General features: G+C 66.6%; 21 protein-coding genes and 3 riboswitches. Of the genes, 11 read left to right on the forward strand and 10 right to left on the reverse strand.

Features of this window, described 5'->3' with window-relative positions:
• The first annotated feature begins 112 nt into the window (after positions 1-112).
• Together ACTDXD_RS04010 and ACTDXD_RS04015 are read left to right on the forward strand one after the other, a co-directional pair.
• Positions 113-1,537 carry a short-chain fatty acyl-CoA regulator family protein gene (locus tag ACTDXD_RS04010; protein WP_440125898.1) on the forward strand — a complete coding sequence of 475 codons (1,425 nt, stop codon included), beginning with the start codon at positions 113-115 and terminating at the stop codon, positions 1,535-1,537.
• A 1-nt stretch (position 1,538) separates the two neighbouring features.
• Positions 1,539-1,796, forward strand: coding sequence for a WhiB family transcriptional regulator (locus tag ACTDXD_RS04015; protein WP_440125899.1), 258 nt, complete (start codon positions 1,539-1,541; stop codon positions 1,794-1,796).
• 24 nt (positions 1,797-1,820) lie between these two features.
• On the opposite strand, the gene ACTDXD_RS04020 is transcribed toward ACTDXD_RS04015, so the two are convergent.
• The 4 genes from ACTDXD_RS04020 to ACTDXD_RS04035 form a co-directional block, all read right to left on the reverse strand.
• On the reverse strand, positions 1,821-2,597 hold the full coding sequence (locus ACTDXD_RS04020) for an ABC transporter ATP-binding protein (RefSeq protein ID WP_440125900.1): 777 nt from the start codon (positions 2,595-2,597) through the stop codon (positions 1,821-1,823).
• Positions 2,594-3,643, reverse strand: coding sequence for a FecCD family ABC transporter permease (locus tag ACTDXD_RS04025; protein WP_440127525.1), 1,050 nt, complete (start codon positions 3,641-3,643; stop codon positions 2,594-2,596). The genes ACTDXD_RS04020 and ACTDXD_RS04025 overlap by 4 nt, the downstream gene beginning before the upstream one ends.
• Positions 3,643-4,731: an ABC transporter substrate-binding protein gene (locus ACTDXD_RS04030; protein ID WP_440125901.1), complete on the reverse strand. Its 1,089-nt coding sequence runs from the start codon at positions 4,729-4,731 to the stop codon at positions 3,643-3,645. Before ACTDXD_RS04030 ends, ACTDXD_RS04025 begins: the two co-directional genes overlap by 1 nt.
• A gap of 12 nt (positions 4,732-4,743) precedes the next feature.
• Positions 4,744-4,934: riboswitch (cobalamin riboswitch) on the reverse strand.
• Positions 4,927-5,820: an SDR family oxidoreductase gene (locus ACTDXD_RS04035; protein ID WP_440125902.1), complete on the reverse strand. Its 894-nt coding sequence runs from the start codon at positions 5,818-5,820 to the stop codon at positions 4,927-4,929. It overlaps the preceding riboswitch by 8 nt.
• A gap of 138 nt (positions 5,821-5,958) precedes the next feature.
• On the opposite strand from ACTDXD_RS04035, the gene ACTDXD_RS04040 reads away from it, so the two are divergent.
• Together ACTDXD_RS04040 and ACTDXD_RS04045 are read left to right on the forward strand one after the other, a co-directional pair.
• Complete coding sequence (locus tag ACTDXD_RS04040; protein ID WP_440125903.1) at positions 5,959-6,129, forward strand: hypothetical protein; 171 nt, start codon at positions 5,959-5,961, stop codon at positions 6,127-6,129.
• A 105-nt stretch (positions 6,130-6,234) separates the two neighbouring features.
• Positions 6,235-6,747, forward strand: a complete 513-nt coding sequence (locus ACTDXD_RS04045) for an Rv2732c family membrane protein (protein ID WP_440125904.1) — start codon at positions 6,235-6,237, stop codon at positions 6,745-6,747.
• Positions 6,748-6,768: 21 nt separating this feature from the next.
• Here ACTDXD_RS04045 and cobF read toward each other — a convergent pair whose 3' ends face one another.
• Together cobF and cobN are read right to left on the reverse strand one after the other, a co-directional pair.
• Complete coding sequence (gene cobF, locus ACTDXD_RS04050; protein ID WP_440125905.1) at positions 6,769-7,518, reverse strand: precorrin-6A synthase (deacetylating); 750 nt, start codon at positions 7,516-7,518, stop codon at positions 6,769-6,771.
• Positions 7,515-11,111, reverse strand: a complete 3,597-nt coding sequence (gene cobN / locus ACTDXD_RS04055) for a cobaltochelatase subunit CobN (RefSeq protein WP_440125906.1) — start codon at positions 11,109-11,111, stop codon at positions 7,515-7,517. Before cobN ends, cobF begins: the two co-directional genes overlap by 4 nt.
• A gap of 54 nt (positions 11,112-11,165) precedes the next feature.
• Positions 11,166-11,382, reverse strand: a riboswitch (cobalamin riboswitch).
• A gap of 13 nt (positions 11,383-11,395) precedes the next feature.
• Between cobN and ACTDXD_RS04060 the strand changes: the two genes are divergently transcribed.
• The 3 genes from ACTDXD_RS04060 to ACTDXD_RS04070 are packed head-to-tail and all read left to right on the forward strand — an operon-like array spanning position 11,396 to position 14,642.
• Positions 11,396-12,484, forward strand: coding sequence for a cobalamin biosynthesis protein CobG (locus ACTDXD_RS04060; RefSeq protein WP_440125907.1), 1,089 nt, complete (start codon positions 11,396-11,398; stop codon positions 12,482-12,484).
• Complete coding sequence (locus ACTDXD_RS04065) at positions 12,481-13,131, forward strand: precorrin-8X methylmutase (RefSeq protein ID WP_440125908.1); 651 nt, start codon at positions 12,481-12,483, stop codon at positions 13,129-13,131. The genes ACTDXD_RS04060 and ACTDXD_RS04065 overlap by 4 nt, the downstream gene beginning before the upstream one ends.
• Positions 13,128-14,642 (forward strand): precorrin-2 C(20)-methyltransferase, encoded by a 1,515-nt coding sequence (locus ACTDXD_RS04070; protein ID WP_440125909.1) that lies wholly within the window; start codon positions 13,128-13,130, stop codon positions 14,640-14,642. The genes ACTDXD_RS04065 and ACTDXD_RS04070 overlap by 4 nt, the downstream gene beginning before the upstream one ends.
• A gap of 29 nt (positions 14,643-14,671) precedes the next feature.
• On the opposite strand, the gene ACTDXD_RS04075 is transcribed toward ACTDXD_RS04070, so the two are convergent.
• Together ACTDXD_RS04075 and ACTDXD_RS04080 are read right to left on the reverse strand one after the other, a co-directional pair.
• Positions 14,672-15,220, reverse strand: a complete 549-nt coding sequence (locus tag ACTDXD_RS04075) for a TetR family transcriptional regulator (protein WP_440125910.1) — start codon at positions 15,218-15,220, stop codon at positions 14,672-14,674.
• A 7-nt stretch (positions 15,221-15,227) separates the two neighbouring features.
• Positions 15,228-16,667, reverse strand: coding sequence for an MFS transporter (locus ACTDXD_RS04080; protein WP_440125911.1), 1,440 nt, complete (start codon positions 16,665-16,667; stop codon positions 15,228-15,230).
• Positions 16,668-16,899: 232 nt separating this feature from the next.
• On the opposite strand from ACTDXD_RS04080, the gene ACTDXD_RS04085 reads away from it, so the two are divergent.
• The 4 genes from ACTDXD_RS04085 to ACTDXD_RS04100 are packed head-to-tail and all read left to right on the forward strand — an operon-like array spanning position 16,900 to position 21,431.
• Entirely contained in the window at positions 16,900-19,227 is a 2,328-nt protein-coding gene (locus ACTDXD_RS04085) for a xanthine dehydrogenase family protein molybdopterin-binding subunit (RefSeq protein ID WP_440125912.1), read from the forward strand.
• Positions 19,224-20,111 carry an FAD binding domain-containing protein gene (locus ACTDXD_RS04090; protein ID WP_440125913.1) on the forward strand — a complete coding sequence of 296 codons (888 nt, stop codon included), beginning with the start codon at positions 19,224-19,226 and terminating at the stop codon, positions 20,109-20,111. The genes ACTDXD_RS04085 and ACTDXD_RS04090 overlap by 4 nt, the downstream gene beginning before the upstream one ends.
• Positions 20,108-20,593, forward strand: a complete 486-nt coding sequence (locus tag ACTDXD_RS04095) for a (2Fe-2S)-binding protein (protein WP_440125914.1) — start codon at positions 20,108-20,110, stop codon at positions 20,591-20,593. Before ACTDXD_RS04090 ends, ACTDXD_RS04095 begins: the two co-directional genes overlap by 4 nt.
• A gap of 1 nt (position 20,594) precedes the next feature.
• On the forward strand, positions 20,595-21,431 hold the full coding sequence (locus tag ACTDXD_RS04100) for a mycofactocin-coupled SDR family oxidoreductase (RefSeq protein ID WP_440125915.1): 837 nt from the start codon (positions 20,595-20,597) through the stop codon (positions 21,429-21,431).
• Here the strand turns inward: ACTDXD_RS04100 and ACTDXD_RS04105 are convergent.
• Together ACTDXD_RS04105 and cbiE are read right to left on the reverse strand one after the other, a co-directional pair.
• Complete coding sequence (locus tag ACTDXD_RS04105; RefSeq protein ID WP_440125916.1) at positions 21,424-22,179, reverse strand: cobalt-precorrin-4/precorrin-4 C(11)-methyltransferase; 756 nt, start codon at positions 22,177-22,179, stop codon at positions 21,424-21,426. The two genes, ACTDXD_RS04100 and ACTDXD_RS04105, sit on opposite strands and share 8 nt — an antisense overlap.
• Positions 22,176-23,375: a precorrin-6y C5,15-methyltransferase (decarboxylating) subunit CbiE gene (gene cbiE, locus ACTDXD_RS04110; RefSeq protein ID WP_440125917.1), complete on the reverse strand. Its 1,200-nt coding sequence runs from the start codon at positions 23,373-23,375 to the stop codon at positions 22,176-22,178. Before cbiE ends, ACTDXD_RS04105 begins: the two co-directional genes overlap by 4 nt.
• Before the next feature lie 56 nt (positions 23,376-23,431).
• A riboswitch (cobalamin riboswitch) is annotated at positions 23,432-23,623 on the forward strand.
• The last annotated feature ends 9 nt before the right edge of the window (positions 23,624-23,632 follow it).

The following is a 23,632-nucleotide window of genomic DNA, read 5'->3' on the forward strand; positions in this document are numbered from 1 at the left end:
ACGCTACGCAGGCTTCGCCAAGTTGGAAATCCCTTGCATATGCCTATTGTTGCGGAACACATCGAGCAAATTTGTAAATCTTGCGAATGTTGGAAATGTTAGATTCACAGCCATGCAGAAGATGTACGCCGGTGCGCGGCTACGCCGCCTGCGAGAGGAGCGCGGCCTGACGCAGACCGCGCTTGCGCACACGCTCGGACTGTCGACGAGCTACGTCAACCAACTGGAGAACGACCACCGCCCACTCACGGTGCCGGTACTGCTACGCCTGAACTCGATGTTCGACCTGGACATGACGTTCTTCGCTGCCGACACCGACGCGCGACTACTCGCCGATCTACAGGATGTGCTCGCGGAGAGCCCTGAGGCCGTGGATGTTTCACCGTCGGAGATCGACGAATTGCTGTCGCGGAATCCTTTCGCCGCGCGGGTACTCGTCGGCCTTCACAGGAGACTGCGCGGCGTCACCGAGCAGCTCGAACAACTCGCCCCGGGCGATCCGGGCGTCGTCGCCGACCAGTCCGCCACGACACCCTACGAGGAAGTCCGCGACTTCTTCTACGACCGCCGCAACCACATCGCCGAACTCGACGATGCCGCCGAGGAACTGTTCACCAGCCGGGGACTGACAGTCGGCGGGCTCGATCTGCAGTTGAGCGGTCTGCTGCACGACGAGCACGGCATCACAGTGGTCATCCGCACCGATGAACCCGACCGGATCGGGCCGAAGCGCACCTACGACCCGGTCACGAAGGTCCTGACCCTCGCGCGACGCCTGACCCCCGGTCAACGCGCATTCCAGCTGGCCACGCAACTCGCGTTCATCGCGCACGCCGGCACTGTCGACGCAGTTGTCGCAGATGCCGAGGGCTTGCCCGAACGCTCACGTGCCCTTGCGCGTGTAGGCCTGGCCAACTACTTCGCCGGGGCACTGATCCTGCCGTACACCCAGTTCCTGCGCTCCGCCGAGGCGATGCGCTACGACATCGACCTTCTCGGCGCGAAGTTCGAGGTGGGTTTCGAAACGGTGTGTCACCGGTTGTCGACTCTGCAGCGGCCCGGGCAGCGTGGGGTGCCGTTCTTCTTCGTCCGCACCGACCGTGCCGGAAACATCTCGAAGCGCCAGTCCGCCACCGCTTTCCATTTCTCCCGTGTGGGCGGCAGCTGCCCGCTGTGGATTGTGCACGATGCGTTCACGTCGCCGGGGCGCATCCTGACGCAGGTGTCGCAGATGCCCGATGGCCGTACCTACCTGTGGATCGCCCGCACCACCCATGAGGGCGCCCCCGGATATCTCGCCGCCAAAAGGGATTTCGCGGTCGGTCTGGGCTGCGATATCGGCTACGCCGACAAACTCGTCTACTCGCGAGGGTTGCGTCTCGACGATCCCGACACCACGGTGCCCATCGGCGCGGGTTGCAAAGTGTGCGATCGTCCGTCGTGCACCCAGCGGGCATTCCCGCATCTGGGCCGCACCATCCGGATCGACGAGAACAACGCGGGCCTCGTGCCCTACTCCGCCACCGAGAGCCGGTGAGATGCACGAGCGACACCTCGATCAGGATGTGGACTGGTGGGCGCAGGCCGATTGCCGGTTCTTCGGTCCCTCGGCCTTCTTCGGGCCCGACTCGGAATCGCCCGCCGAGCGACTCCGCCGCGAGAACCACGCCAAGCGGATCTGCGCCGGTTGCTCTGTCGCCGACAAGTGTCTTCAGTACGCGGTCGACAGCGGCGAACAGTTCGGGATCTGGGGTGGGACCTCGGAACGGGAACGTAAGTCCCTGACCCGTGCGTGATTTCGGTATCCGGAACTAACAGAATCACGCACGGGCAGCCGGGCTGCGCAACCTGTGGTAACGGATCACGGGAACTCCGTCATCGACCTCGACCGTTGCATGAACGCCGTACACCTGCTCGACCAGGTCAGCGGTGAGCGCCTCGACCGGCGTGCCGTGCGCGACGATCCTTCCCCGCGACAGCACCACCACCCGATCGCAGAACATCGCCGCGAGATTGAGATCGTGCAACGCCACGTAACTGGTCACCGGAAGAGCCGCGACCCGTTCGAGAATGTCGAGCTGATGCTGAATATCGAGGTGGTTCGTCGGTTCGTCCAGCAACAGTTCTTCGGGTTCCTGCGCGAGGGCCCGGGCGATCTGTGCTCGCTGACGTTCACCACCGGACATCGAGCGCCACAACCGGTCGGCGAACTCGACCATCCCCGTCACGTCGAGCGCCCGGTCGATAGCGGCGCGTCCGCGCTCGTCGCGCCCGAATGCGTCGGTGTGCGGAATGCGGCCGAGCCGCACCACATCTCGCACCCGAATGTCGACCTCGGTGTGTGCATGCTGCCCGACCATCGCAACCCTGCGCGCCAGACCTCGCCGGCCTAGGCTCCCGATATCGGTTCCGTCGAGAGTCACCGTCCCGTCGTCGGGACGATCGATGCCGGCAAGCAGGCGCAGCAGCGACGATTTTCCCGATCCGTTCGGTCCGAGCAGCCCGATAGTCTCCCCCGGCACCGGGTCGATCGTCACGTCGTCGATGACGAGGTTTCCGCCGCGGCTCCACCGCAGCGACTGCGCAGAGAGTGTCACGGCGTACTCCTCGTACGGAACAGGATCAGCGCGAATGCCGGGACGCCGATCAGAGCGGTCACTACACCCACCGGAACCTCCTGTGGCGCAAACACAGTGCGGGCCACCGCGTCCACCCACACCATGAACACCGCGCCCACCACCGCGGTGACGGGCACGAGATGACTGTGCCGGGGGCCCACCAGGAATCGTGCTGCGTGCGGAAGGACGAGACCGACGAACCCGATCGCACCCGCGGCACTGACCAGCACGGCAGTGATCAGAGCGGTCACCAGCAGGAACATCAGACGGGTACGGCCCACCGAGATGCCGAGTGTCGCGGCGGTCGACGAACCGAATGTGAATGCGTCCAGGGAGGATGCTTTGATCAGACACACGACGATACCGAGCGCGCACACCGTGCCGCAGAGCGCCACATCGCTCCACGTGGCGCCCGACAGCGATCCCAGGAGCCAGAACAGCACACCGCGGGTGCGTTCCGCATCGGCGGACGAGATCACGATGAACGACGTCAATGCCGAGAACAGCTGGGTTCCCGCAACTCCTGCGAGCACCACACGCGAGGTGCCGCCACCTGCGCCGGTGGCGAGCAACAACACGAGCGCGAACGACGCGAGCGCACCCAGGAATGCGCCACCCGACAGCGACACGGCGCCGCCCCCGATACCCAGCACCGCAATCATCACGGCGCCCGTCGAGGCACCCGACGAGATCCCCAGAACGAACGGATCGGCCAGCGGGTTGCGCAGGAGCGACTGCATGATCACGCCGCACACCGCGAGACCGGCGCCGCACACCGCGGCCAGCAGGGTCCGCGGCAGCCTCAGCTCCCAGACGATCCCCTCACGGATCGCGCTGACCGAACTGTCAGCGAGCCCCAACCGGTCGAAGATGACGGCGTAGACGTCCGGCACGGACAGTTCGGCCGGGCCGATCGTGACCGTCACAGCGATCGAAAGCGCCAGTACCACCAGTCCGATCGCAACGACGACTGCTGCGACAGGGCCGCGCTCGGTAGGCGACCGATCCTTCGTCGCCGACACCATCAGCCCGCGAGATTCCACTCGCGCAGTGCGGCGGCGACCTTCTCGATTCCGTCGATCGTGCGGATCGACGGGTTCATGTCGGCACCGTTGACGACGATGTACCGCTGGTTCTGCACGGCCGTCAGACGCTGGGTCACCGGATTCGTTTCGAGGAATTCGATCTTGCTGTCCAGCGCGTCACCCGCAATGCTGCGCCGGCTCAGGTCTCCGAGTACGAGGGCCGTGGGATCCCGATCGAGGACCGACTCCCAGCTCACCTGCGGCCACTCGTTCGTGGTGTCGTCGAAGACGTTCTTCGCGCCGACGGAGTTGGTGATGATGCCCGACGAACCGCAGCACCCCGCGACATACGGGGTGGCCGTGTCGGCGAACCAGTACGCGAGAGACACCCCGGAGGCGTCGATCTCACCCGCGGCCGTCTCGTACCGCTGCTGGAGTTCGGCGACGAACTCTTCACCGCGCTCGGTCACGTCGAAGATCGCGGCGAGTTCGCGAATCTCCTTGTACACCGCGTCCATCGTCAGTGGCTCGGTGCGGTTGCCGTCGGAGTTGACGCTGTTGTCGTCCTTGCCGTCGCAGTCGGTGGGCGAGAGGTAGGACGGTACCCCGAGCTGCTCGAACTGCTCCGCCGTCGCGACGCCGCCTTCGCCGAGGGTGCCGCCGAACGATGCCGACACGAAGTCGGGTTCGGTATCGAGCACGACCTCGAACGACGGATTGTTGTCGGCCAGGCGCGGGACCAGCTCGTTCTCGGCCGCGAGGTTCTCGCGCACCGGATCGGTCCACGTCGCGGTGCCGACCATGCGCTCGGCCAGGCCGAGCGACAACAGGATCTCGGTCGACCCCTGGTTGAGCGATACGGCACGCTGCGGCGCGGCGTCGACCGTGACCTCGTGGCCACAGTTCTCGATGGTCAGCGGGTAGTTCGTCGAGCCCGCCGCGGCGCTGCTCTCCTGCCGGTCGGCGGCATCGGAGTCCGCATCACTCGACGAACAGCCGGCGACGGTCAGTGCAACCGCGACGAGCGCGACGCCTGTGCGCAGCACCGTGTGCCGCCCCGTACGGGCGGCGAAAATCGAAATACTCATGTCCATCCTCGTGGTAATGCCTCGGCCGACGCAGGTGTCCTGGCTCCCGGATCGACGCTTTCCCCCGGCCTTCCAGCCCATACGGGCCGTGACCGTGAATTGGGGGATCGCTCCTCGGTGACAGTTGCGGGACAGCCCCGGATTCGCACCGGTGTTCCCTACGCCGAGTCACACAGTACAAGACCTCGTCCGAGGTCAGGCGAATGGCACACCACCGGTCACCGCAACGACCTCGCCCGTGACATAACTCGATTCCTGTGATGCGAGAAAGACATAGGCGGGGGCAAGTTCGGCCGGTTGCCCCGGCCGGCCGAGGGGGACATCGGCACCGAAGTGTTCATAGGCATCCCGGGTCATCGTCGCCGGGATCAGCGGAGTCCAGATCGGACCTGGGGCTACCGCATTGACGCGGATTCCCTTGGACGCGACGTCCGCTGCCAGCCCCCTGGTGAAGTTCACGATGCCCGCTTTGCTGGTTGCGTAGTCGAGGAGACCGGGTGACGGGTTCGTGGCCTGGATCGACGTGGAATTCACGATCGTCGACCCCGGAGGCATTTCGGCGACTGCGTACTTGCAGAGCCAGAACAGCGCATACAGGTTGGTCTTCATCACGCGATCGAACTGCTCGGTCGTCATGTCGGCGATGCCGCCCGGCTCCATATGCTGGTAGGCGGCATTGTTGACGAGGATATCGAGTCCGCCCAATTCCAGAACAGCGGTGTCCACCAGCCCACGGCACAGATCTTCGGAACGAATATCGCCGGGGGCGAGCACCGCCCGGCGCCCCGCATCCTCGATCAGCGTGGCCGTCTGCCGCGCATCGTCGTCTTCTTCGAGGTAACTCAAGACGATATCGGCGCCTTCGCGTGCGAACGCGACCGCGACGGCCCGCCCGATACCCGAGTCGGCACCGGTGACGAGGGCACGCCTGCCTTCGAGACGGCCGCTTCCCCGATACGTCCGCTCTCCGTGATCGGGTGCCGACACCATCTCGGAGGTGCGACCCGGATACGGGATCTCCCCCTGGTCCGCAAGTGGTGGCGTCGCGAATTGCTCTTTCGGATTCTGCATGCGGTGCTGGTCTGGCATCGGGTCCTCCGGACGTCGGGGTGACTCTCGGCATACCCGGTCCGCCGAGGCGGCACACGCGGTTCGTCGCGACGCTGTCTGGGTATGACGCTGTCTGGGGATGCAGAAACGCGACACCCCCCGACGAAAGGACGAGAGATGAACGCAGAGAAGGATCCGAAGACGGACGGAGCGACACGCAAGGAGAACGGTGCTGCTCCCGATGTGGTGTCCGACCCCGCGCAGTCGACGGAAGACCGGTCCTCCGACTGGACCGACGAAGGCGGCGCGACCCCGTCGGGTCCCGCGACGGATACCGACGAAGACTGACGCCTCTACCGATTCTGGGTTTACCCTGGTAGTCGACACCTTGTACCGGATCGTGCGCGGACGTCCATAATGGCCTCTCGTGTGGTCGAACGAGGAGGCGTGCCCGTGAGTGAAAACCTGTCGGCGTACCGGAGCGACTTCGCGCGGATCGAGAAGCGGATCGCCGGGGAGTTCGATGCCGGGAAGCGGCGCTGGGTGCTCGCCGGGTTCATGACCCTGTTGGCCATCGGGCTACTGCTGCCGTTGACGTCGACGCAGTGGTCGTGGATGGCGCTCGCCGACTGGTTCGGTGGGGGCGCCCCCGTCTCCATGCCGCTGCGGATCTTCGTGACGCTCGCGGCGGTGTTCGGGGTGCTCGTGTCGTCGATAGCACTGGCCCGGCGCAGCTGGAGGTTCGCGGTTGCAGCGACGCTCGGCTGCGGTCTCGGCTCGTTCTTCGGCCTCTTCGGCTACTGGTCGCAGACGGGAATGATCATCGACGGCCCGCACGCTCCTGGGATCGGGATGGTGATCGCGTGGGTGTCGATGGTCGCGCTGACTTCGCAGTGGTTACCGATCGCGCTCAGCAAGTCGCCCACCGATCCACGCCCACGACCGACTCTGATTCGCTCGCACTGACCCCGATCGTTTCTGCGCGGCTCAACCAGCGCGGCGCAGCAGATAGGTGTCCATCACCCAGCCTCGCGCGGACCTGGACCGCGTCCGGGCCACGTCGATGGCGTCGAGCACCTCATGCAGACGTCCCGCGACGAGTTCCTCGTCTTCCGTTCCGAGGTTCGCGCCCCACCAGATGTCCCAATCGCCGTCGAGTTCCCGGCAGGCAAGCTGACCGTCGAGCATGACGATGAGATTGTCCGCTCCCGATGCGACCTCCTCACCGAGGCGCCGACCGGTGGTGATCGTGACCGGGCCACCGATTCTGTTGAACACCAGACGATGCCGGGCAGCGAGCAGTTGAATACTGCTCACACCTGGCACGACGTCGTAGTCGATGTCGAGCACACCGCGATCACGGATCCGCTCTACGACACGAATGGTGCTGTCGTACAGACTCGGATCGCCCCACACCAGAAATCCGACCGTCTCCTCGTCACGGATCTCTGTGCGCAGCACCGCCTCGTACGCCTCGGCACGGGCCGCATGCCAGTCGCGTACCTCCGTCCCGTACTGCTCCGGTGCCCGGTCGCGCGGGGGGTCGGGCACCACGATCGTGCGGTATCGCCCGGTGGTGTGACGACGCAGGATCTGTTCGCGCACCGACACGAGATCGTCCACGCCGCGCTGCTTGTCGGCGACGACGAACGCGTCGACGCTCTCGAGTGCCTTGACGGCCGCGACTGTGAGATCGTCCGGACCCCCCGGCCCGATCCCGATCAGTCGCAACCTCATCCTCGGTCCTCGAGATCACCCTCGACGTCGAGGTACGCCTGCTGCAGTGCATTCAGGGTTTCCGGATCCGGCTCTGCCCACAGTCCACGATCGGCCGCCTCGGTGAGTCGTTCGACGATACCGCGCAGTGCCCACGGGTTGGCCTCGCGCAGAAACTGCTGGTTCTCCGGGTCGAGCGCATAGTTCTGCGCCAGCGACTCGTACATCCAGTCCTCGACAACTCCGGCGGTGGCGTCGTAACCGAACAGGTAGTCGACGGTCGCAGCGAGTTCGAACGCGCCCTTGTAGCCGTGCCTGCGCATCGCGGAAATCCAGCGCGGGTTGACGACACGCGCGCGGAACACGCGCGCGGTTTCCTCGCTGAGCGAGCGGGTGCGCACCGTGTCGGGGATCGTCGAATCACCGATGTACGCCTTGGGATCGGTGCCGGTGAGTGCGCGCACCGTGGCGACCATGCCGCCGTGGTACTGGAAATAGTCGTCGGAATCTGCGATGTCGTGCTCGCGCGTGTCGGTGTTCTTCGCTGCCACTGTGATCCGGCGGTAGTTGGCGCGCATGTCGTCGGCTGCGGCAACACCGTGCAGGTCGCGTCCGTACGCAAACCCGCCCCACGCGGTGTACACCTCGGCGAGGTCGGCGTCGGTACGCCAGTTTCCTGAGTCGATGAGCTGGAGGATTCCGGCACCGTACGAACCCGGCTTGGATCCGAAGATGCGGCGCACGGCTCGCTCGGCGTCACCGTGTTCGGCCTCGTCGCGCTGCGCGTGGGCACGCACGTAGTTCATCTCGTCGGGTTCGTCGAGGGCGGCGATCATCCGGATCGCGTCGTCGAGCATGCCGATCACGTGCGGGAACGCATCGCGGAAGAATCCGGAGATGCGCACGGTGACGTCGATGCGCGGACGGCCGAGTTCCTCGAGCGGCACGATGGTGAGTTCGCGGACGCGACGGGATTCGGGGTCCCACTCGGGGCGGACGCCGATGAGGGCGAGTACCTCGGCGATGTCGTCGCCGGCGGTGCGCATCGCGGAGGTGCCCCACACGGACAGACCCACGGACTGCGGGTACTCCCCGGTGTCAGCGAGATACCGCTCGATCAGTGCGTTCGCGAGCGCGACTCCCGTGTCGTAGGCGAGTCGGCTCGGTACGGCTTTGGGGTCGACGGTGTAGAAGTTGCGGCCGGTGGGCAGCACGTTGACGAGGCCGCGCAACGGCGAACCCGAGGGGCCTGCGGGAACGTATCCGCCGCCGAGAGCATGCAGGACGGCATCGAGTTCGTCGGTGGTCTGCGCTAGGCGCGGCACCACCTGTTCGGCGGCGAAGGCCAGCACCCGCGACACCTCGCTGTCGGCGTGGCCGAGTACCGATTCGACTGTGGCCGGAGCGCTATCGACACTCCATCCGCCGTCTTCCATCGCCTGCACGAGCGCGCGAGCCTGGGTTTCGATCGCATCGACCTCGGCAAGCGGCGCGTCGGTCTTCAGTCCGAGTGCGGTCCGCAGCCCGGGCACCGCGTGACTCTTGCCGCCCCAGACCTGGGCGGCGCGCAGGATCGACAGCACGAGGTTGACGCGTGCTTCACCTTCGGGAGCGGCCCCGAGCACGTGCAGCCCGTCGCGGATCTGAGCATCTTTGACCTCGCACAACCAGCCGTCGACGTGCAGCAGGAAATCGTCGAACTCGGCGTCGTGCGGCCGGTCGTCGAGGCCGAGGTCGTGGTCGAGTTTCGCGGCCTGGATCAACGTCCAGATCTGTGCGCGGATGGCGGGCAGCTTCGCCGGGTCCATCGCCGCGATGTTGGAGTACTCGTCGAGCAGCTGCTCGAGCCGCGCGATGTCGCCGTACGATTCCGCGCGGGCCATCGGCGGAATCAGGTGGTCGACGATCGTGGCGTGTGCGCGGCGCTTCGCCTGCGCGCCCTCACCGGGGTCGTTGACCAGGAACGGGTAGATCAGCGGCAGGTTCCCGATGGCGGCGTCGGTCGCGCACGACGCAGACATCCCCGCATTCTTCCCGGGCAACCACTCCATCGAGCCGTGTTTCCCGAGGTGGACGACGGCATCGGCACCGAAACCCTGCTCGACCCATCGGTATGCGGCGAGGTAATGGTGCGACGGAGCCATGTCGGGATCGTGGTAGATCGCAACCGGATTCTCCCCGAATCCGCGCGGCGGCTGGATCATGAGGACGACATTGCCGGCCTGCAACGTAGCCAGGACGATCGCGTCACCATCGACGAACAACGAACCAGGCGCGGGCCCCCACGCCTCGGTCATCGCGTCGGTGAGCTCGGCGGGCAGGTCCTTCGTCCACTCCACGTACTCGGATGTGGTCACTCGCACCGGGTTACCGGCCAGCTGGTCGGCTGTGAGCCATTCCTCGTCCTGACCACCTGCATCGATCAGCGCGTGGATGAGGGTGTTTCCGGCTTCTGTGTCGTCGTCGACGTCCATCCCGGGGAAGCCTGCGCCGAGGTCGTATCCGAGATCGCGCAGTGCTCGCAGCATCTTGATCGCCGACACGGGAGTGTCGAGACCGACGGCGTTGCCGACGCGTGAGTGCTTGGTGGGATAGGCCGACAGCATGATCGCGATACGCCGGTCCGCGGGCGGGACATGCCGCAGCCGCGCGTGCGCAACCGCAATACCCGCCACGCGACGGCAGCGTTCCGGATCGGTGACGTAGCGGGGCAGGCCGTCGGAGTCGAGTTCTTTGAACGAGAACGGCACCGTGATGATGCGGCCGTCGAATTCGGGAACCGCGATCTGGGTCGCGGAGTCGAGCGGGGACACGCCGTCGTCGGAGTCTGCCCAGCTGTCGCGGCTCCACGTCAGGCACAGCGCCTGCAGAATCGGAATATCGAGCGCGGCAAGGGCTCCCACATCCCAGGCCTCGTCCTCGCCGCCTGCGCTCACCGTGGCGGGCTTGGTGCCACCGGCGGCGAGTACGGTCACGACGAGCGCGTCGAGGCTGCCGAGTTCGGCGAGCAGGTCGTCGGAAGCACCACGCAGCGAAGCGCAGTGCACGACCACTCCCCGGGCCTTACCCGTCGCGTCGATCGCGTCGGCCAGATCATGCGCGAACTGCACGTTTCCGCTGGTGTGGTGGGCGCGGTAGAACAGCACCCCCACCCGCGGCAGCGACTCGTCGACCGGCGTGGGCCGGTCGAGTACACCCCATTCGGGTAATTCGGCGGGCGGCTCGAAGCCCTCACCGCCGAGCAGCACGGTGTCCGACAGGAACGCGTGGAGCTGCGCAAGGTTGGCAGGGCCGCCGTGGGCGAGATAGCGATGCGCCTCGGCAGCGGTCCCGATCGGCACCGTCGAGTAACTCATGAGCTCGGCGTCCGGTGTCTGTTCACCACCCAGGACGACGACCGGAACACCCCGTCCGAGGACGGCGTCGAGCCCGTTCTGCCAGGACCTGGCAGAGCCGAGAATCCGCACGATGACCAGGTCGGCGCCGTCGAGGAGTCCGCCCAGGTCTGCGTCCACGTCGAGGCGCGACGGGTTCCCGACCACCCAGTCGGCGCCGCTCGAGCGGGCCGACAACAGGTCGGTGTCCGATGTCGACAGCAAAGCGAGGCGCGTCACGACGCAACCCGAAACTCGAGGCACACGGCCATGTTCAGTCTCCAAAACCCTCGTGGACGTACTCATGCCGTGGCCGGTCTCCTGGCTGACGGATCATCGCTACTGCGCCGACCTTCCCGGACTGCCGTCCAGTGGTCTCCGTTCCGGCAGGCCGGTACGGACGAGGGCGAGCAACTACCCGCTCACAGTGGCGAGGGCCGCGCCGGTTTCTCACCGGCTTCCCGTAACCACGGCGTCGCCAGCGTAGCGCACCATTTTCTGAGGATGTGCAACCATGTGGTCCTGTGGAGCACGTCTCGCCCGATCTTCCCCCCGACCGCTGCCCCGGGCTGCTGCGACCGCACGTCGCAGCCGACGGGGCGCTGGTGCGTCTGCGCGCCCCCGGGGGCCGTCTTCCCTCCGGCGGGCTCGGTCGACTCTCAGCCGCGTCGCAGGAATTCGCCGACGGTGACGTGCACCTCACATCCCGCGGAAACCTGCAGATCAGGGGAATCTCTCTCGACGCGTGCGGCAATGTGCCCGCCGGTCTCACCGACGCAATCGCGACCGCCGGTTTCCTGCCGTCACCTTCGCACGAGCGGGTCCGCAACGTGGTCGCATCGCCGTTGTCGGGGCTCGTCGGCGGGGTCGCCGACATCAGGCCTCTGATCGGTGCACTCGATACTGCGCTGTGCGCAGAACCGGCGCTCGCCGAGCTGCCCGGCCGATTCCTGTTCGGTCTCGACGACGGCCGCGGCGACGTCGCCGGGCTCCGCTGCGATCTCGCCGCTGTCGCCGTGGACATGGCAACCATACGGATCGTGATCGGCGATCTGGCCGGGCCGACGGTGCCGATGTCGCAGGTCGTCGACACGCTGATCGGTCTTGCCCTCGACTTCGTGCGGACACGCGGGACGCTCTGGCATGTGCGGCAACTACCCGGGCGCGGCACCGAACTCGGGGGTGACGGCCGGACTCCCGCGCTCCCGTCGTATGCGATGCCCTACGGAATGCTCGCCGGTGCGGTATCGGCGCTGGTCCCGCTGGGAATCCTTTCGCCGTCCATGGCTACGGCCCTGCCCGACGACGACGTGATCGTCACCCCGTGGCGCGGCATCGTACTCCCCACCGGCGCCGATCCGGCCGCGCTGTCCGACGCCGGATTCGTGTTGTCGGACGACTCCGCGTGGCCCCGGGTCACCGCGTGCACCGGATCCCCCGGGTGTAGCCTCGCCCGAGGTGATACCCGGGCTCTGGCCCGTCGCGCCGTCGCTTCCGGCACCACAGCAGACCGCCTACATGTCGTGGGCTGCGAACGCGCCTGCGGTGCACCGAATTCCCCGCACACCCTTGTTTTCGCCAGCCGCTCGACGTCACACAGGAGCTCGACGTGACCCTTCAGCCACCACCCCGCCGCTACGAGTACGAGACGGACGGCGCGCATATCTATGTTCGTTCGTTCGCGACGATCCGCGCCGAATCCGACCTCGCGGCGATCCCGGACGATGCAGAGAAGGTCGCGGTGCGGATGATCCACGCGAGCGGGCAGACCGACCTGGCGAAGGATCTGGTGATCCATCCCGATCTGGTGTCCGCGGCCCGCACGGCCCTGAACGCGGGCGCACCGATCCTGGCCGATGCGAACATGGTCGCCGCCGGGGTGACCCGTACACGGCTGCCCGCCGACAACGAGGTGCTGTGCCTGCTCGGCGATCCTCGCGTGCCCGGCCTGGCCCAGCAGTGGAACACCACGCGCTCGGCTGCGGCCGTGTCCCTGTGGACGGAGCGGCTGGAGGGATCGGTGGTCGCGATCGGTAACGCGCCCACTGCACTGTTCCACCTGTTGGAGATGCTCGATGCCGGCGCACCGCGACCCGCAGCGATCATCGGTGTGCCGGTGGGATTCATCGGCGCCGCCGAATCCAAGGATGCCCTGATCGAACATGATCTGCAGATCCCCCATCTCGTGGTGCGGGGTCGGCGGGGCGGGTCGGCAATGGCGTCGTCGGCGCTCAACGCACTGGCTCAGGAGGCGGAATGACCGGCAGGATCTACGGGGTCGGGCTCGGACCCGGCGACCCGGAACTCATCACCCGCAAGGCCGCTCGCCTGATCGCGGAGGCCGACGTCATCGCCTACCACTCGGGCACGCATGGCCGGTCGATCGCGCGCGGGATCGCGGCCGGACTGATCCCGGACGGCGTGATCGAAGAGAAGCTGGTGTACCCCGTCACCGTCGGCACCACTGACCACCCCGGCGGATACGACGGGGCGATCGCCGATTTCTACGATGAGTGCGCTGCGCGCCTTGCCACCCACCTCGACGCCGATCGCACCGTCGTCGTGCTGTGCGAAGGCGACCCGTTGTTCTACGGGTCGTACATGTACCTCCACGACCGGTTGTCGAAAGAGTATGTTGCCGAGGTGATCCCCGGGGTCACGTCGTTCTCGGCTGCGGCAGCCGCGGCCGCCGAGCCGCTTGTGCGCCGCACCGATGTCCTCACCATCCTCCCGGGAACCCTTCCTGAGCCCGAACTGGCAAGGCGACTGGCCGATACCGACGGCGCGGTCATCATGAAACTGGGCCGCACCTTCGAATCGGTGCGAAACGCCCTGGAACAGTCCGGACGACTCGGCGATGCCGTGTACGTCGAGCGTGCAACCATGGGCGGGCAACGCATCGTCGCAGCCGCAGACGTGGATCCCGATACGGTCCCGTACTTTTCGGTGATCCTCACCGCCGGCGACAAGGCTCCTCGCAATCGCGGAGTGCTCGACCGATCCCGCCCCGCCGCGCCCGAGACGGAGACCTCGGTCGAGACACACGAATTGCTGGTGATCGGACTCGGCCCCGCCGACGACAGATGGCTCACTCCCGAGGCATCGTCGGCTCTCGCGTCGGTCGATCACGTCGTCGGATACGGTCCGTACGTCGATCGGGTTCCGGTTCGCTCCGGCCTGCAACGACATTCGAGTGGGAATACCGTCGAGGTCGATCGCGCCAGATTCGCACTCGACCTGACATTGTCCGGCGAGAAGGTGGCCGTGGTGTCCGGCGGTGACGCCGGGGTGTTCGGGATGGCGTCGGCGGTGTTCGAGGCCGCGCAGGATCAGAAATACGCGTCCGTGCCGATCCGTGTGCTGCCGGGAGTGTCGGCGGTGCAGGCCGTCGCAGCCCGGGCGGGCGCACCCATCGGCGGGGATTTCGCAGTCATGAGCCTGTCGGATCGGCTCAAGCCGTGGAAGGTGATCGAGAAGCGGCTCACCGCAATTGCAGAAGCCGATCTCGTGCTGGGGATCTACAATCCCGCGTCCCGGTCGCGGACGACGCAGGTCGCCGACGCGCGTTCGCTGTTCCTGCAGCATCGGCCGAGCGACACCGTCGTCGTGATCGGAAGGGACGTGGGAAGGCCGGGTGAGTCGCTCGAGGTCACCACCCTCGAGAAACTGGATCCTGCGAGCATCGACATGAAGTGCCTGCTCATCATCGGCGCGGCAGGCACTTCGACGTTGCCGTCCGGTTCTGTGTGGACGAAACGCTCGGTCGAGTAGACCCGGCGTCGCCCCTGGGCGCCCAGGAGTCAGAGTTCGGTGTCGTCGACGATCTGCTGCACGAGCGCACCGTACGCCTCGATCAACTTCGCGCTGTCGATCACCTGGGGCGTCAGGATCTCGAAGGTGCGCAGGCCGCTCGCCAGGCCCAGCAGCAGCGTCACGACCATTCGGGCACGCGCCTTGTCGGGCGTCTGCTCGCCGATCACCGCTGCGATCCGAGGCACCACTCGTTCCGTCATCTTCGCGCGGGCAGTTTCGGGATCCGGGGCTTCCTGCACGAGATACGGGGCCATTGCCCAGAATTCGTAGTCGCCCGAGTTCCGGCGTTCGACGATGGCCCGCACAAGCCGGTATCCGGGCGGTTCCTCCGCGGGATCGAGATCGGCGAGTCCCGGAGATTCGGGCGCAGCGGCCTGGAAGAGTTCGGCCTTGCTGCCGGTCAGCTTCATCACCAGGGCGGGCGAGACACCGGCCGCCTCGGCGATCTCCCTGATGGTCGTTCCGTTGAAGCCCCGCTCGGCGAACAGCGGCCGGGCGGCGTCGAGAATGGTGTCGCGAGTCGTCCGTTCGATCATCGCCGCCTCACGCTGCCTCGGTCGGATCGGCGACCGGAGGCGTGCGCACCGACCGATCTTTCGGCAGGAGAACGGCACACAGCATGGCGACGAACGTGGACGAACCCGCGATCACGAAGATCACGATGATGGCGCCGTGCGCGGGGAAGGTCGCGCCGGACGCTTCGATGGTGATACTCGTGAGCAACGCGGCGACCACCGCGCTCATACTCGACATCCCGATGGTGCGCAGGAGGCTGTTGAGGCCGTTCGCGGCCGCGGTTTCGGTGACCGGAACAGCAGCCATGATCAGTGCCGGCAGGGTCGCATAGGCCAACGCGTTGCCGATGCTCACCATCGCCGCACCGATGATGATCAGGGCGACGGTGTCGTCCCAGGCGATACGGAAACTGTAGGCCGCGGTCATGACGATCGTCCCGAGCATGAGGGTGAAGCGCCCACCGAACCGCATGGTGAGCCTCCCGGCCACCGGCGCGGTCACGAACATCGCCAGGCTGCCGGGGATCATGCACAGTCCGGCCGTTGCGGCGCTGAGCCCGAATCCGAAGCCGGTGATCTCGGGTAGCTGCAACTGTTGTGTGGTCGCCAGCAGGCTGGCGTACGCGGAGAATCCGATGAAGAGTCCTGCAAGGTTGGCGAGTAGCACCGTGCGCCTCGCCGACACGCGCAGGTCGACCATCGGGGCCTTCACTCGCAACTGGTAGGGCACGAAGGCAACCGCGATGGCGACGGCCGCGACGAAGCACGCGACGGTCTGCGCACTCGACCAGCCCCACGCCGGGCCCTTCGAGATCCCCAGAAGCAGAGCGGTCAGGGCGAGCGACAGCAACAGCGCACCGAGAATGTCGAAGCGGCCCCGAGTTCCCGTCGCGGAGGCGGGAACGACGAGCAGGATGCCCAGCGTGAGTAATGTGCCGACTGCCGCAGACACCCAAAAGACGGACGTCCAGCCGAAGTTGTCGTACAACGCGCCCGCCGCCGGCATGCCCAGTGCACCACCGATTCCCATGGTGGAGCTGGTGAGCGCCACAGCACCGGCGACCTTCTCGCGCGGAAGCACATCGCGCAGGACTGCCATCGCCACCGGGATGAGCGACGACGAGAACCCCTGCAGGCCGCGACCGATGAGCACGAACAGATAGTCGCCTCCGATCGCCGCGATCAGCGCACCGGCGACCATCATCGACAACGACAGCACCATCATCCGGCGCTTGCCGTACATGTCGGCCATCCGGGAGACGATGGGCGTGGCCACCGCTCCGGTCAGCAAGGTGATCGTGATGAGCCAGCCGACATCACCCGCGGTGACATCGAGCAGCTCCGGGAGATCCGGTAGCAGGGGTACCACGAGGGTGGTCTGGAGGGCTACGACGAGACCCGCCGCACTCAGCAGCGCCGTGATCACGCCGCTGGGCACCGGGTTCCGCGACGCGGCCGCTGCATCCATCCCGATCCTCCATCACCTTCGGTGAACGCCGTTCACCCCAATGCAGTGAACGTCGTTCATCCCACGAGTGTCAAATGCCCTGCGCCTCACATTCCGCGACGTCACACGGCACGCCGGGGCCTCATGCCAGTGAGAAGCACGTGCTCACTTTGGGAGAATGTGATTGACACCTCACTTCGCGGGGTGCTAGACACTTGCTCAGCATCCACCGAAGGCCGAGGTGAGTATTTCTGTGACAAGGCCCAGCATTTCCGCTTACGTCGGGACTCGCATCAAGCGAGTCGAAGACCCCCGACTCCTGACCGGCGCCGGCATGTTCGTCGACGACGTGACACGTCCCGGCATGCTCCACGCATGCTTTGTGCGCAGCCCGTTCGCACGCGCCCGGATCGTCGACATCGACATCTCCGAGGCTCTCGCACTCGACGGGGTTCATGCGGTGTACGTCGCCGCCGACCTCGCACCCGGAATCCACGAGCAGACCTACGCGCTCGACGGGCCGTACATGCCGGCCCTGAACTGGCCCCCGCTCGCCGAGGACGAAGTGCGGTTCGTCGGCGATCCCGTCGCACTGGTCGTGGCCGACGACCGGTACATCGCGGAGGACGCGGTCGAACTCGTCGCCGTCGACTACGACCCGCTGACACCGGTCGTCGACTACACCGCCGCCGATCGGGCCGACGAGCTGGTCCACGCCGCGCACCCCGCGAATATCGCCGCGGCCATGGGCGGTCCACTCCCCGACGAGCTGGCGAAGACGTTCGACGAGGCAGCCCACGTGGTCTCCCGGACCATCCATCAGCAGGCCTACATCGCGGTCCCCATGGAAACCCGCGGCCTCGTCGCCGAATGGTCGGCCGGCGAGATGACCGTCTGGGCCTCCACCCAATCCCCACACGAGGTCCGCGGCTTCACCGCCCGCCTGCTCGGGCTCGACGAGCACAGCGTCCGGGTGATCATGCGCGACACCGGTGGCGGCTTCGGGCAGAAGGTCGTTCCACAGCGCGAGGACATCGCCGTGCTGCTCGCCGCCAGGAAACTTCCGGCCGCAGTGAAATGGATCGAGGACCGGCAGGAACACATGATGTCGGCCGGCATGGCCCGCCAGGAATGTGGCGACGCGCGTTTCGCGTTCGACGCCGACGGCAAGCTGCTCGGCGCCTCGATCGACCACGTCCAGAACGTGGGCGCCTACCCGATCCCGTCGCCGGTGACCTCCGGGGCGGTCGTCGGGATGCTGTTCCCCGGACCCTATCGCGTGCCCGCCGCCGCGTTCTCGATGAAGCTGACGTATACGAACACCGTCGGCCGGGTCGCGTATCGCGGGCCGTGGCAGTTCGAATCCCTGGCGCGCGAGATGCTGCTCGACGTCGCGGCACGTCAGATGGACATCGACCCCGTCGAACTCCGGCGACGCAACATGCTCAGCGCCGCCGATCTACCGCTCGCCAACCCGCTGGGCATGCCGTACAACGACTCGACACCGCTCGAGACATTCGAGCACGCTCTGTCGATCCTCGACTACGACGCATTCCGCCGGGAGCAGGAACGCGCACGCGCCGACGGACGCTACATCGGGGTCGGCACCTGCACCTACATCGAACCCACCACGGGTGCAACGCCGTTCCACGCCACCGAGGGTGCGACGATTCGCATCGAGCCCTCGGGCAAGGTGAACGTCTACGTTGCCGGCGGGTCGTCGGGCAACAGCCTCGAAACCACCGCTGTGCAGCTCACCGCCGATGCGCTCGGAGTCGATATCGCCGACGTCCACACCATCCAGGGCGATACCGCGATCACCCCGTTCGGTGCCGGAACCGGCGGTAGCCGCTCCGGGTCGATGATTGCGGGAGCAGTGCGGGACACCGCGTCGGTGCTGCGCGACCGGATCCTCGCCATCGCGGCGCACAAACTCGAAGCCGCGGTCGAGGACATCGAGTTCGTGGACAGTCGCGCGACGGTGCGGGGCGTTCCGAACGTCGGGATCACATTGAAGGAGATCGCCGAGATCTCCTACTTCCAGGCCGAGACACTGCCGCCCGGAGTACCTCCAGGGCTCGAATCCAGCGGCCGCTACCATTCGCCGTCGATGATGTTGTGGGCCAACGCCAGCCACGTCTGCACGTGCGAGGTCGACATCGAGACGGGGGCCGTGAAGATCCTCCGATTCATCGTCGGTGAGGACTGCGGTCCGATGATCAACCCCGACATCGTCGAAGGCCAGATCTACGGTGGCACCGTCCAGGGAATCGGTGGCGCTCTCTACGAGCACCTCGCATACGACGACGACGGCAACCCCGTGACCACCACGTTCATGGACTATCTGCTTCCCACCACCGACACCGTCCCCGACATCGAGATCGGGCACGTCGAATCCCCCAGCGCCGGGCCAGGCGGCTACAAAGGTGTCGGTGAGGGCGGCGCGATCGGAGCGTCCCCGGCCGTGGTCAACGCGGTCGCCGATGCCTTGGCACCCTTCGGAGTGGAAGTGACCAGTTTGCCCCTGTCCCCCGCCACGATCATCAAAATGCTCGACGAGGTCCAGGCGGTGAAGGCATGAAGCCCTCGGCGTTCGACTATCACGCACCCGGCACCGCTGCCGACGCGGTCGCGCTCATCGCCGAACTGGGCGACGAAGCAAAGTTCATCGCGGGCGGGCAGAGTCTGATGCCGATGCTCAACCTGCGACTCGCCGTGTTCGACCACCTCGTGGACCTGCGCAAACTCACCGAATTGCGCGGCATCGAAAAGCGCGGCGACTCGATGTGGATCGGGGCAGGCACCACTCACTCGACGGTCGGCCGTTCCGCCGAACTCGCGGCCGCGGTCCCGCTGTTGTCCCGCGCGACCCCGTTGATCGGACACTTCCAGATCCGCAACCGCGGCACCCTCGGAGGGTCGATTGCGCACGGCGACGGCGCAGCCGAATACCCCGCGGTCGCATTGGCGCTGGACGCCGAGATCGAGACTTTGTCTCCACGAGGATGCCGCACGATCCCGTCGTCGGAGTTCTTCACCGGGATGTGGACCACCGATCTCGAAGCCGACGAGTTGCTCACCGGCGTGAGCTTCCCGACGTGGAGCGGGCGCTCCGGATTCGCGATCGAGGAATTCGCCCGACGCGCCGGCGACTTCGCACTCGCCGGCGCAGCCATCGCGATCCGCCTCGATGCCGCGTCGACACTCGACCGATGCGCGATCACGCTGTTCGGTGTGGCCCCGACGCCTGTCCGCGTCACCGCGGTGGAGTCGGAAATTCTCGGTCGGACCATCCACGAGATCGACGCCGACGAGATCGGGCGGAGCGCACTGAACTCGCTCGACACGGTCTCCGACGACCTGCACGGCCCCGCCGCCTACCGCCGGCGGGTGGGAGCGACGATCACAGCACGTGCGTGGCGTCGCGCGGTGGACGAGGCAACTTCTCGGGAGGGGTCCGAATGACCAAGATAGACATCGAAGTTCATGTCAATGGGAGCCCGCGTCGCCATTCGGTGCCGCCACGACTGACTCTCGCCGACTACCTACGCGTCGACTGCGGCCTCACCGGAACACATCTCGGCTGCGAACACGGCGTGTGCGGTGCGTGCACCGTCCTACTCGACGGAGAGGCCGTGCGTGCGTGCCTCGTCTTCGCGGTGCAGGCCGACGGCGCCGAGGTCACCACCGTCGAAGCAATGGCATCCGAGGACGGCACGTTGTCGCCCGTCCAAGCCGCATTCCGCGATCATCATGGTCTCCAATGCGGTTTCTGCACACCAGGGTTCATCGTCTCGGCCACGGCATTTCTGGAAGAGAACCCGTCGCCGACCGATGGAGAGATCCGGGAGGCACTGTCCGGGAACATCTGCCGATGCACCGGATACCAGGGAATCATCGCGGCAGTGAAGGCTGCCGCGGCCACCACAACAAGCACAGGGGAGTGACATGACAGGACGGGTCGAAGGCAAGGTCGCGTTCATCACGGGCGCAGCACGCGGTCAGGGACGCAGTCACGCGGTCAGATTGGCAGAAGAAGGTGCCAACATCATCGCGGTCGACGTCTGTAAGCAGCTGGACGGCGTGCCTATCCCGATGTCGACTCCCGAGGATCTCGACGAGACCGTGTCGCTGGTCGAGAAAGCAGGCGGCAAAATCTACGCCGCCCAGGCCGACGTCCGCGACATGGCCGCCATGCAGGCCATCGTCGACGACGGTGTCGCGCAGTTCGGTCGCCTCGACATCATTTGCGCCAACGCGGGTCTCGCGAGCTCGGGAGATCGTCTCGATGCCCTCGACGAGAAGGGCTGGCGCGACATGATCGACGTCAATCTCACCGGTGTGTGGGTGACGACGCGCGTCTCGGTGCCGCACATGCGCGAAGCCGGCAACGGTGGATCGATCATCCTCACCAGCTCGGTCGGCGGCATTCGGGCGTTGCCGCAGGTCGGTCACTACGTCTCCGCGAAGCACGGCATGATCGGCATCATGCGTACTCTCGCGATGGAGCTCGGCGAAGAGAGCATCCGCGTCAACGCGATCTGCCCGACGCAGGTGAGCACCCCGATGCTCCTCAACGAGTCGACGTTCAAGATGTTCCGCCCCGACCTGGAGCACCCGACCAAGGACGACTTCGCCCCGCTGTCGCAGATGATGCATGTACTGCCGACCCCGTGGGTCGACGCGATCGACATCAGCAACGCGGTGCTGTTCCTCGCGTCCGAGGAGTCCCGCTTCATCACCGGCGTCACCCTGCCCGTCGATGCGGGCGCGATGCTCAAGTGAGCCGGTCGCGTGCCGGATCGTAGAGATGCGAGCACGCTACGTCGGGCGTGTCCCGGACACCGAGGGCACGCCCGACGAGTATCACTGCGGTGTGTTTCAACCCGGCCGCCTCGGTCTGGTCGGCGATATCGGCGAGCGTGCCGCGCAGCACGATCTGGTTCGGGCGCGAGGCGAATGCCACCACCGCAGCGGGGCAGTCGGGTCCGTAGGTCTCGGAAAGCTCGGCTGCAAGCACACGTATCCGGGTGATGGCCAGGTGCAGAACCACACTCGCCTGAAGGCCCGCGACCCGCGCGAGCGCTTCGGTGTCGGGCATCGACGTCGACCGCGCTTGCGTGCGCGTGAGCACGACGCTCTGTACGAGTTCCGGCACGGTCAGTTCCGCGCCGAGCGTCGCCGCAGCAGCCGCGTAGGCCGGCACACCCGGCGTGACGTCCCACGCCACGCCCGCGGCGTCGAGGCGCCGGGTCTGCTCGGTGAGCGCCGAATACAGCGACGGGTCGCCCGAGCACAACCGCACCGCATCGTGGCCGCGACGGTCGGCGTCGACAAGGTGTGCAGTGATCTGATCGAGGTCGAGATGCTGGGTGTCGATCAGTTCGGCGTCACCTTGGCAATGCGCGAGGATCTCTGCATCGAGATACGTGCCCGCATACAGCACGACCGGCGCCGTGCGCAGCAGATTCACGGCACGTAGCGTCAGCAGATCTGCTGCGCCGGGGCCCGACCCAACGAAATGCACTGTCATTTCTTCCCTTTCGTGACACTCCATTGAACCACCGGGCGCAGCGACCGCCATCCGGTGAATGTGCCGATCGAGGAGGCCTGTTCGACGGACAACCGCGACAGCTCACCTCCACATTCCTTCCACCACTGCACCAGCACTGCCTCGGTCTCCAAAGTCACCGCGTGCACGACGAGCCGGCCGCCCGGCCGCAGCGACTGCCAGCAGGCCTCGAGTACTCCGTCCCGACTTCCGCCGCCTCCGACGAAGATCGCGTCGGGTGCAGGCAATCCGGAAAGAGCTTCGGGCGCCCCGGCTCTCACAACTGTCAGCGACGGGACGCCGAGCCGGGCGGCGTTGGTTACGATCGTATCGGCCCGTGCCGGATCCTTCTCGACCGCGATGGTGCGGCAACGTGGATCGGTGCGGGCCCACTCGATACCGACCGATCCGGCACCGGCACCCACGTCCCACAGCAGTTCTCCGGGCCGGGGCGCGAGTGCACACACCGCGGCGGCCCGGATGGGCCGTTTGCTGAGCTGACCGTCGTTCTCGAAGCAATCGTCCGGGAGTCCCGGGATCGTGGACAGCCCCTCCGCCCCGACGCAGTCGATACACAGGAGACTGAGCTGCGGAGCCGTGACATTCACGAGATCGGCTGCGGTACCGCCGATTCTGCTCTCCTCACTACCCAGGTCGCCGAGTACCGTCACCATCGCGTCGGCGAACCCCTCCCCCACGAGCAGCCGCGCGATCTCCGGAAGGCTCGACGAGTTCGAGGTCAGGACGATCAGCCGGCGACCTCGAGTCAGGTAACGACGCAGTGCGTCGATGTCGCGGCCGACGAGGGTGACGGTGTCGCATTCCTCGGCGGACCACCCCATGCGGGCCCGGGCGAGTGCCACGGACGACACGGCGGGGATCACCTCTACCGCGTCGCTGCCCAGGCGACGGATGAGGGTCGAGCCGATACCCGATACCAACGGGTCGCCGGACGCAAGCGCCACGACCCTGCCGGGGTGCCGGGCCAGCAGGTCGTCGAGACCGCTGAGCAGCGGGGACGGCCACCGTTCGAAGACCGCGTCGGTCGGCGGGATCATCGCGAGGTGCCGCTCGCCGCCGAGCAGGACGGCGGCGCCGAGCACGTGCTCGCGGCCGGTCGCCGACACGCTGCTCCAGCCGTCGGCGCCGATTCCGACGACGGTGATCCGTGAACCCATGGCCGTGAACGATAGCCCGTGGCCCGGGAGACGTGCGGGTGTGGATAGACTCGGCGACGGCAAGACACATCGAAGGTGCCCTTCACAGGGATAATCGGGAAGCCGGTGAGAATCCGGCACAGGCCCGCTGCGGTGACCCGGGAGTCGTCGATCATGCGCGTGAGCGCAGCCACCGGAGAATTTCGGGAAGGCGATCGCACGACGCTCGACCGGGAAGTCCGAAGACCGGCCTTCGATCGGTTGCCGAAGTGGACATC

It is taken from the genome of Rhodococcus sp. SJ-3 (assembly GCF_051918125.1).
Taxonomy (GTDB): Bacteria; Actinomycetota; Actinomycetes; order Mycobacteriales; family Mycobacteriaceae; genus Rhodococcus.

What these genes read in the sequence shown, in the direction of transcription:
- cobF (WP_440125905.1), bottom strand. Translation starts at nt 7,518, where the DNA reads ATGAGGTTGCGACTGATCGGGATCGGGCCGGGGGGTCCGGACGATCTC.
- ACTDXD_RS04030 (WP_440125901.1), bottom strand. Translation starts at nt 4,731, where the DNA reads ATGAGTATTTCGATTTTCGCCGCCCGTACGGGGCGGCACACGGTGCTG.
- ACTDXD_RS04035 (WP_440125902.1), bottom strand. Translation starts at nt 5,820, where the DNA reads ATGCCAGACCAGCACCGCATGCAGAATCCGAAAGAGCAATTCGCGACG.
- ACTDXD_RS04090 (WP_440125913.1), top strand. Translation starts at nt 19,224, where the DNA reads ATGAAGCCCTCGGCGTTCGACTATCACGCACCCGGCACCGCTGCCGAC.
- ACTDXD_RS04105 (WP_440125916.1), bottom strand. Translation starts at nt 22,179, where the DNA reads ATGACAGTGCATTTCGTTGGGTCGGGCCCCGGCGCAGCAGATCTGCTG.
- ACTDXD_RS04075 (WP_440125910.1), bottom strand. Translation starts at nt 15,220, where the DNA reads ATGATCGAACGGACGACTCGCGACACCATTCTCGACGCCGCCCGGCCG.
- ACTDXD_RS04025 (WP_440127525.1), bottom strand. Translation starts at nt 3,643, where the DNA reads ATGGTGTCGGCGACGAAGGATCGGTCGCCTACCGAGCGCGGCCCTGTC.
- ACTDXD_RS04040 (WP_440125903.1), top strand. Translation starts at nt 5,959, where the DNA reads ATGAACGCAGAGAAGGATCCGAAGACGGACGGAGCGACACGCAAGGAG.
- ACTDXD_RS04015 (WP_440125899.1), top strand. Translation starts at nt 1,539, where the DNA reads ATGCACGAGCGACACCTCGATCAGGATGTGGACTGGTGGGCGCAGGCC.
- ACTDXD_RS04010 (WP_440125898.1), top strand. Translation starts at nt 113, where the DNA reads ATGCAGAAGATGTACGCCGGTGCGCGGCTACGCCGCCTGCGAGAGGAG.
- ACTDXD_RS04100 (WP_440125915.1), top strand. Translation starts at nt 20,595, where the DNA reads ATGACAGGACGGGTCGAAGGCAAGGTCGCGTTCATCACGGGCGCAGCA.
- cbiE (WP_440125917.1), bottom strand. Translation starts at nt 23,375, where the DNA reads ATGGGTTCACGGATCACCGTCGTCGGAATCGGCGCCGACGGCTGGAGC.
- ACTDXD_RS04070 (WP_440125909.1), top strand. Translation starts at nt 13,128, where the DNA reads ATGACCGGCAGGATCTACGGGGTCGGGCTCGGACCCGGCGACCCGGAA.
- ACTDXD_RS04095 (WP_440125914.1), top strand. Translation starts at nt 20,108, where the DNA reads ATGACCAAGATAGACATCGAAGTTCATGTCAATGGGAGCCCGCGTCGC.
- ACTDXD_RS04080 (WP_440125911.1), bottom strand. Translation starts at nt 16,667, where the DNA reads ATGGATGCAGCGGCCGCGTCGCGGAACCCGGTGCCCAGCGGCGTGATC.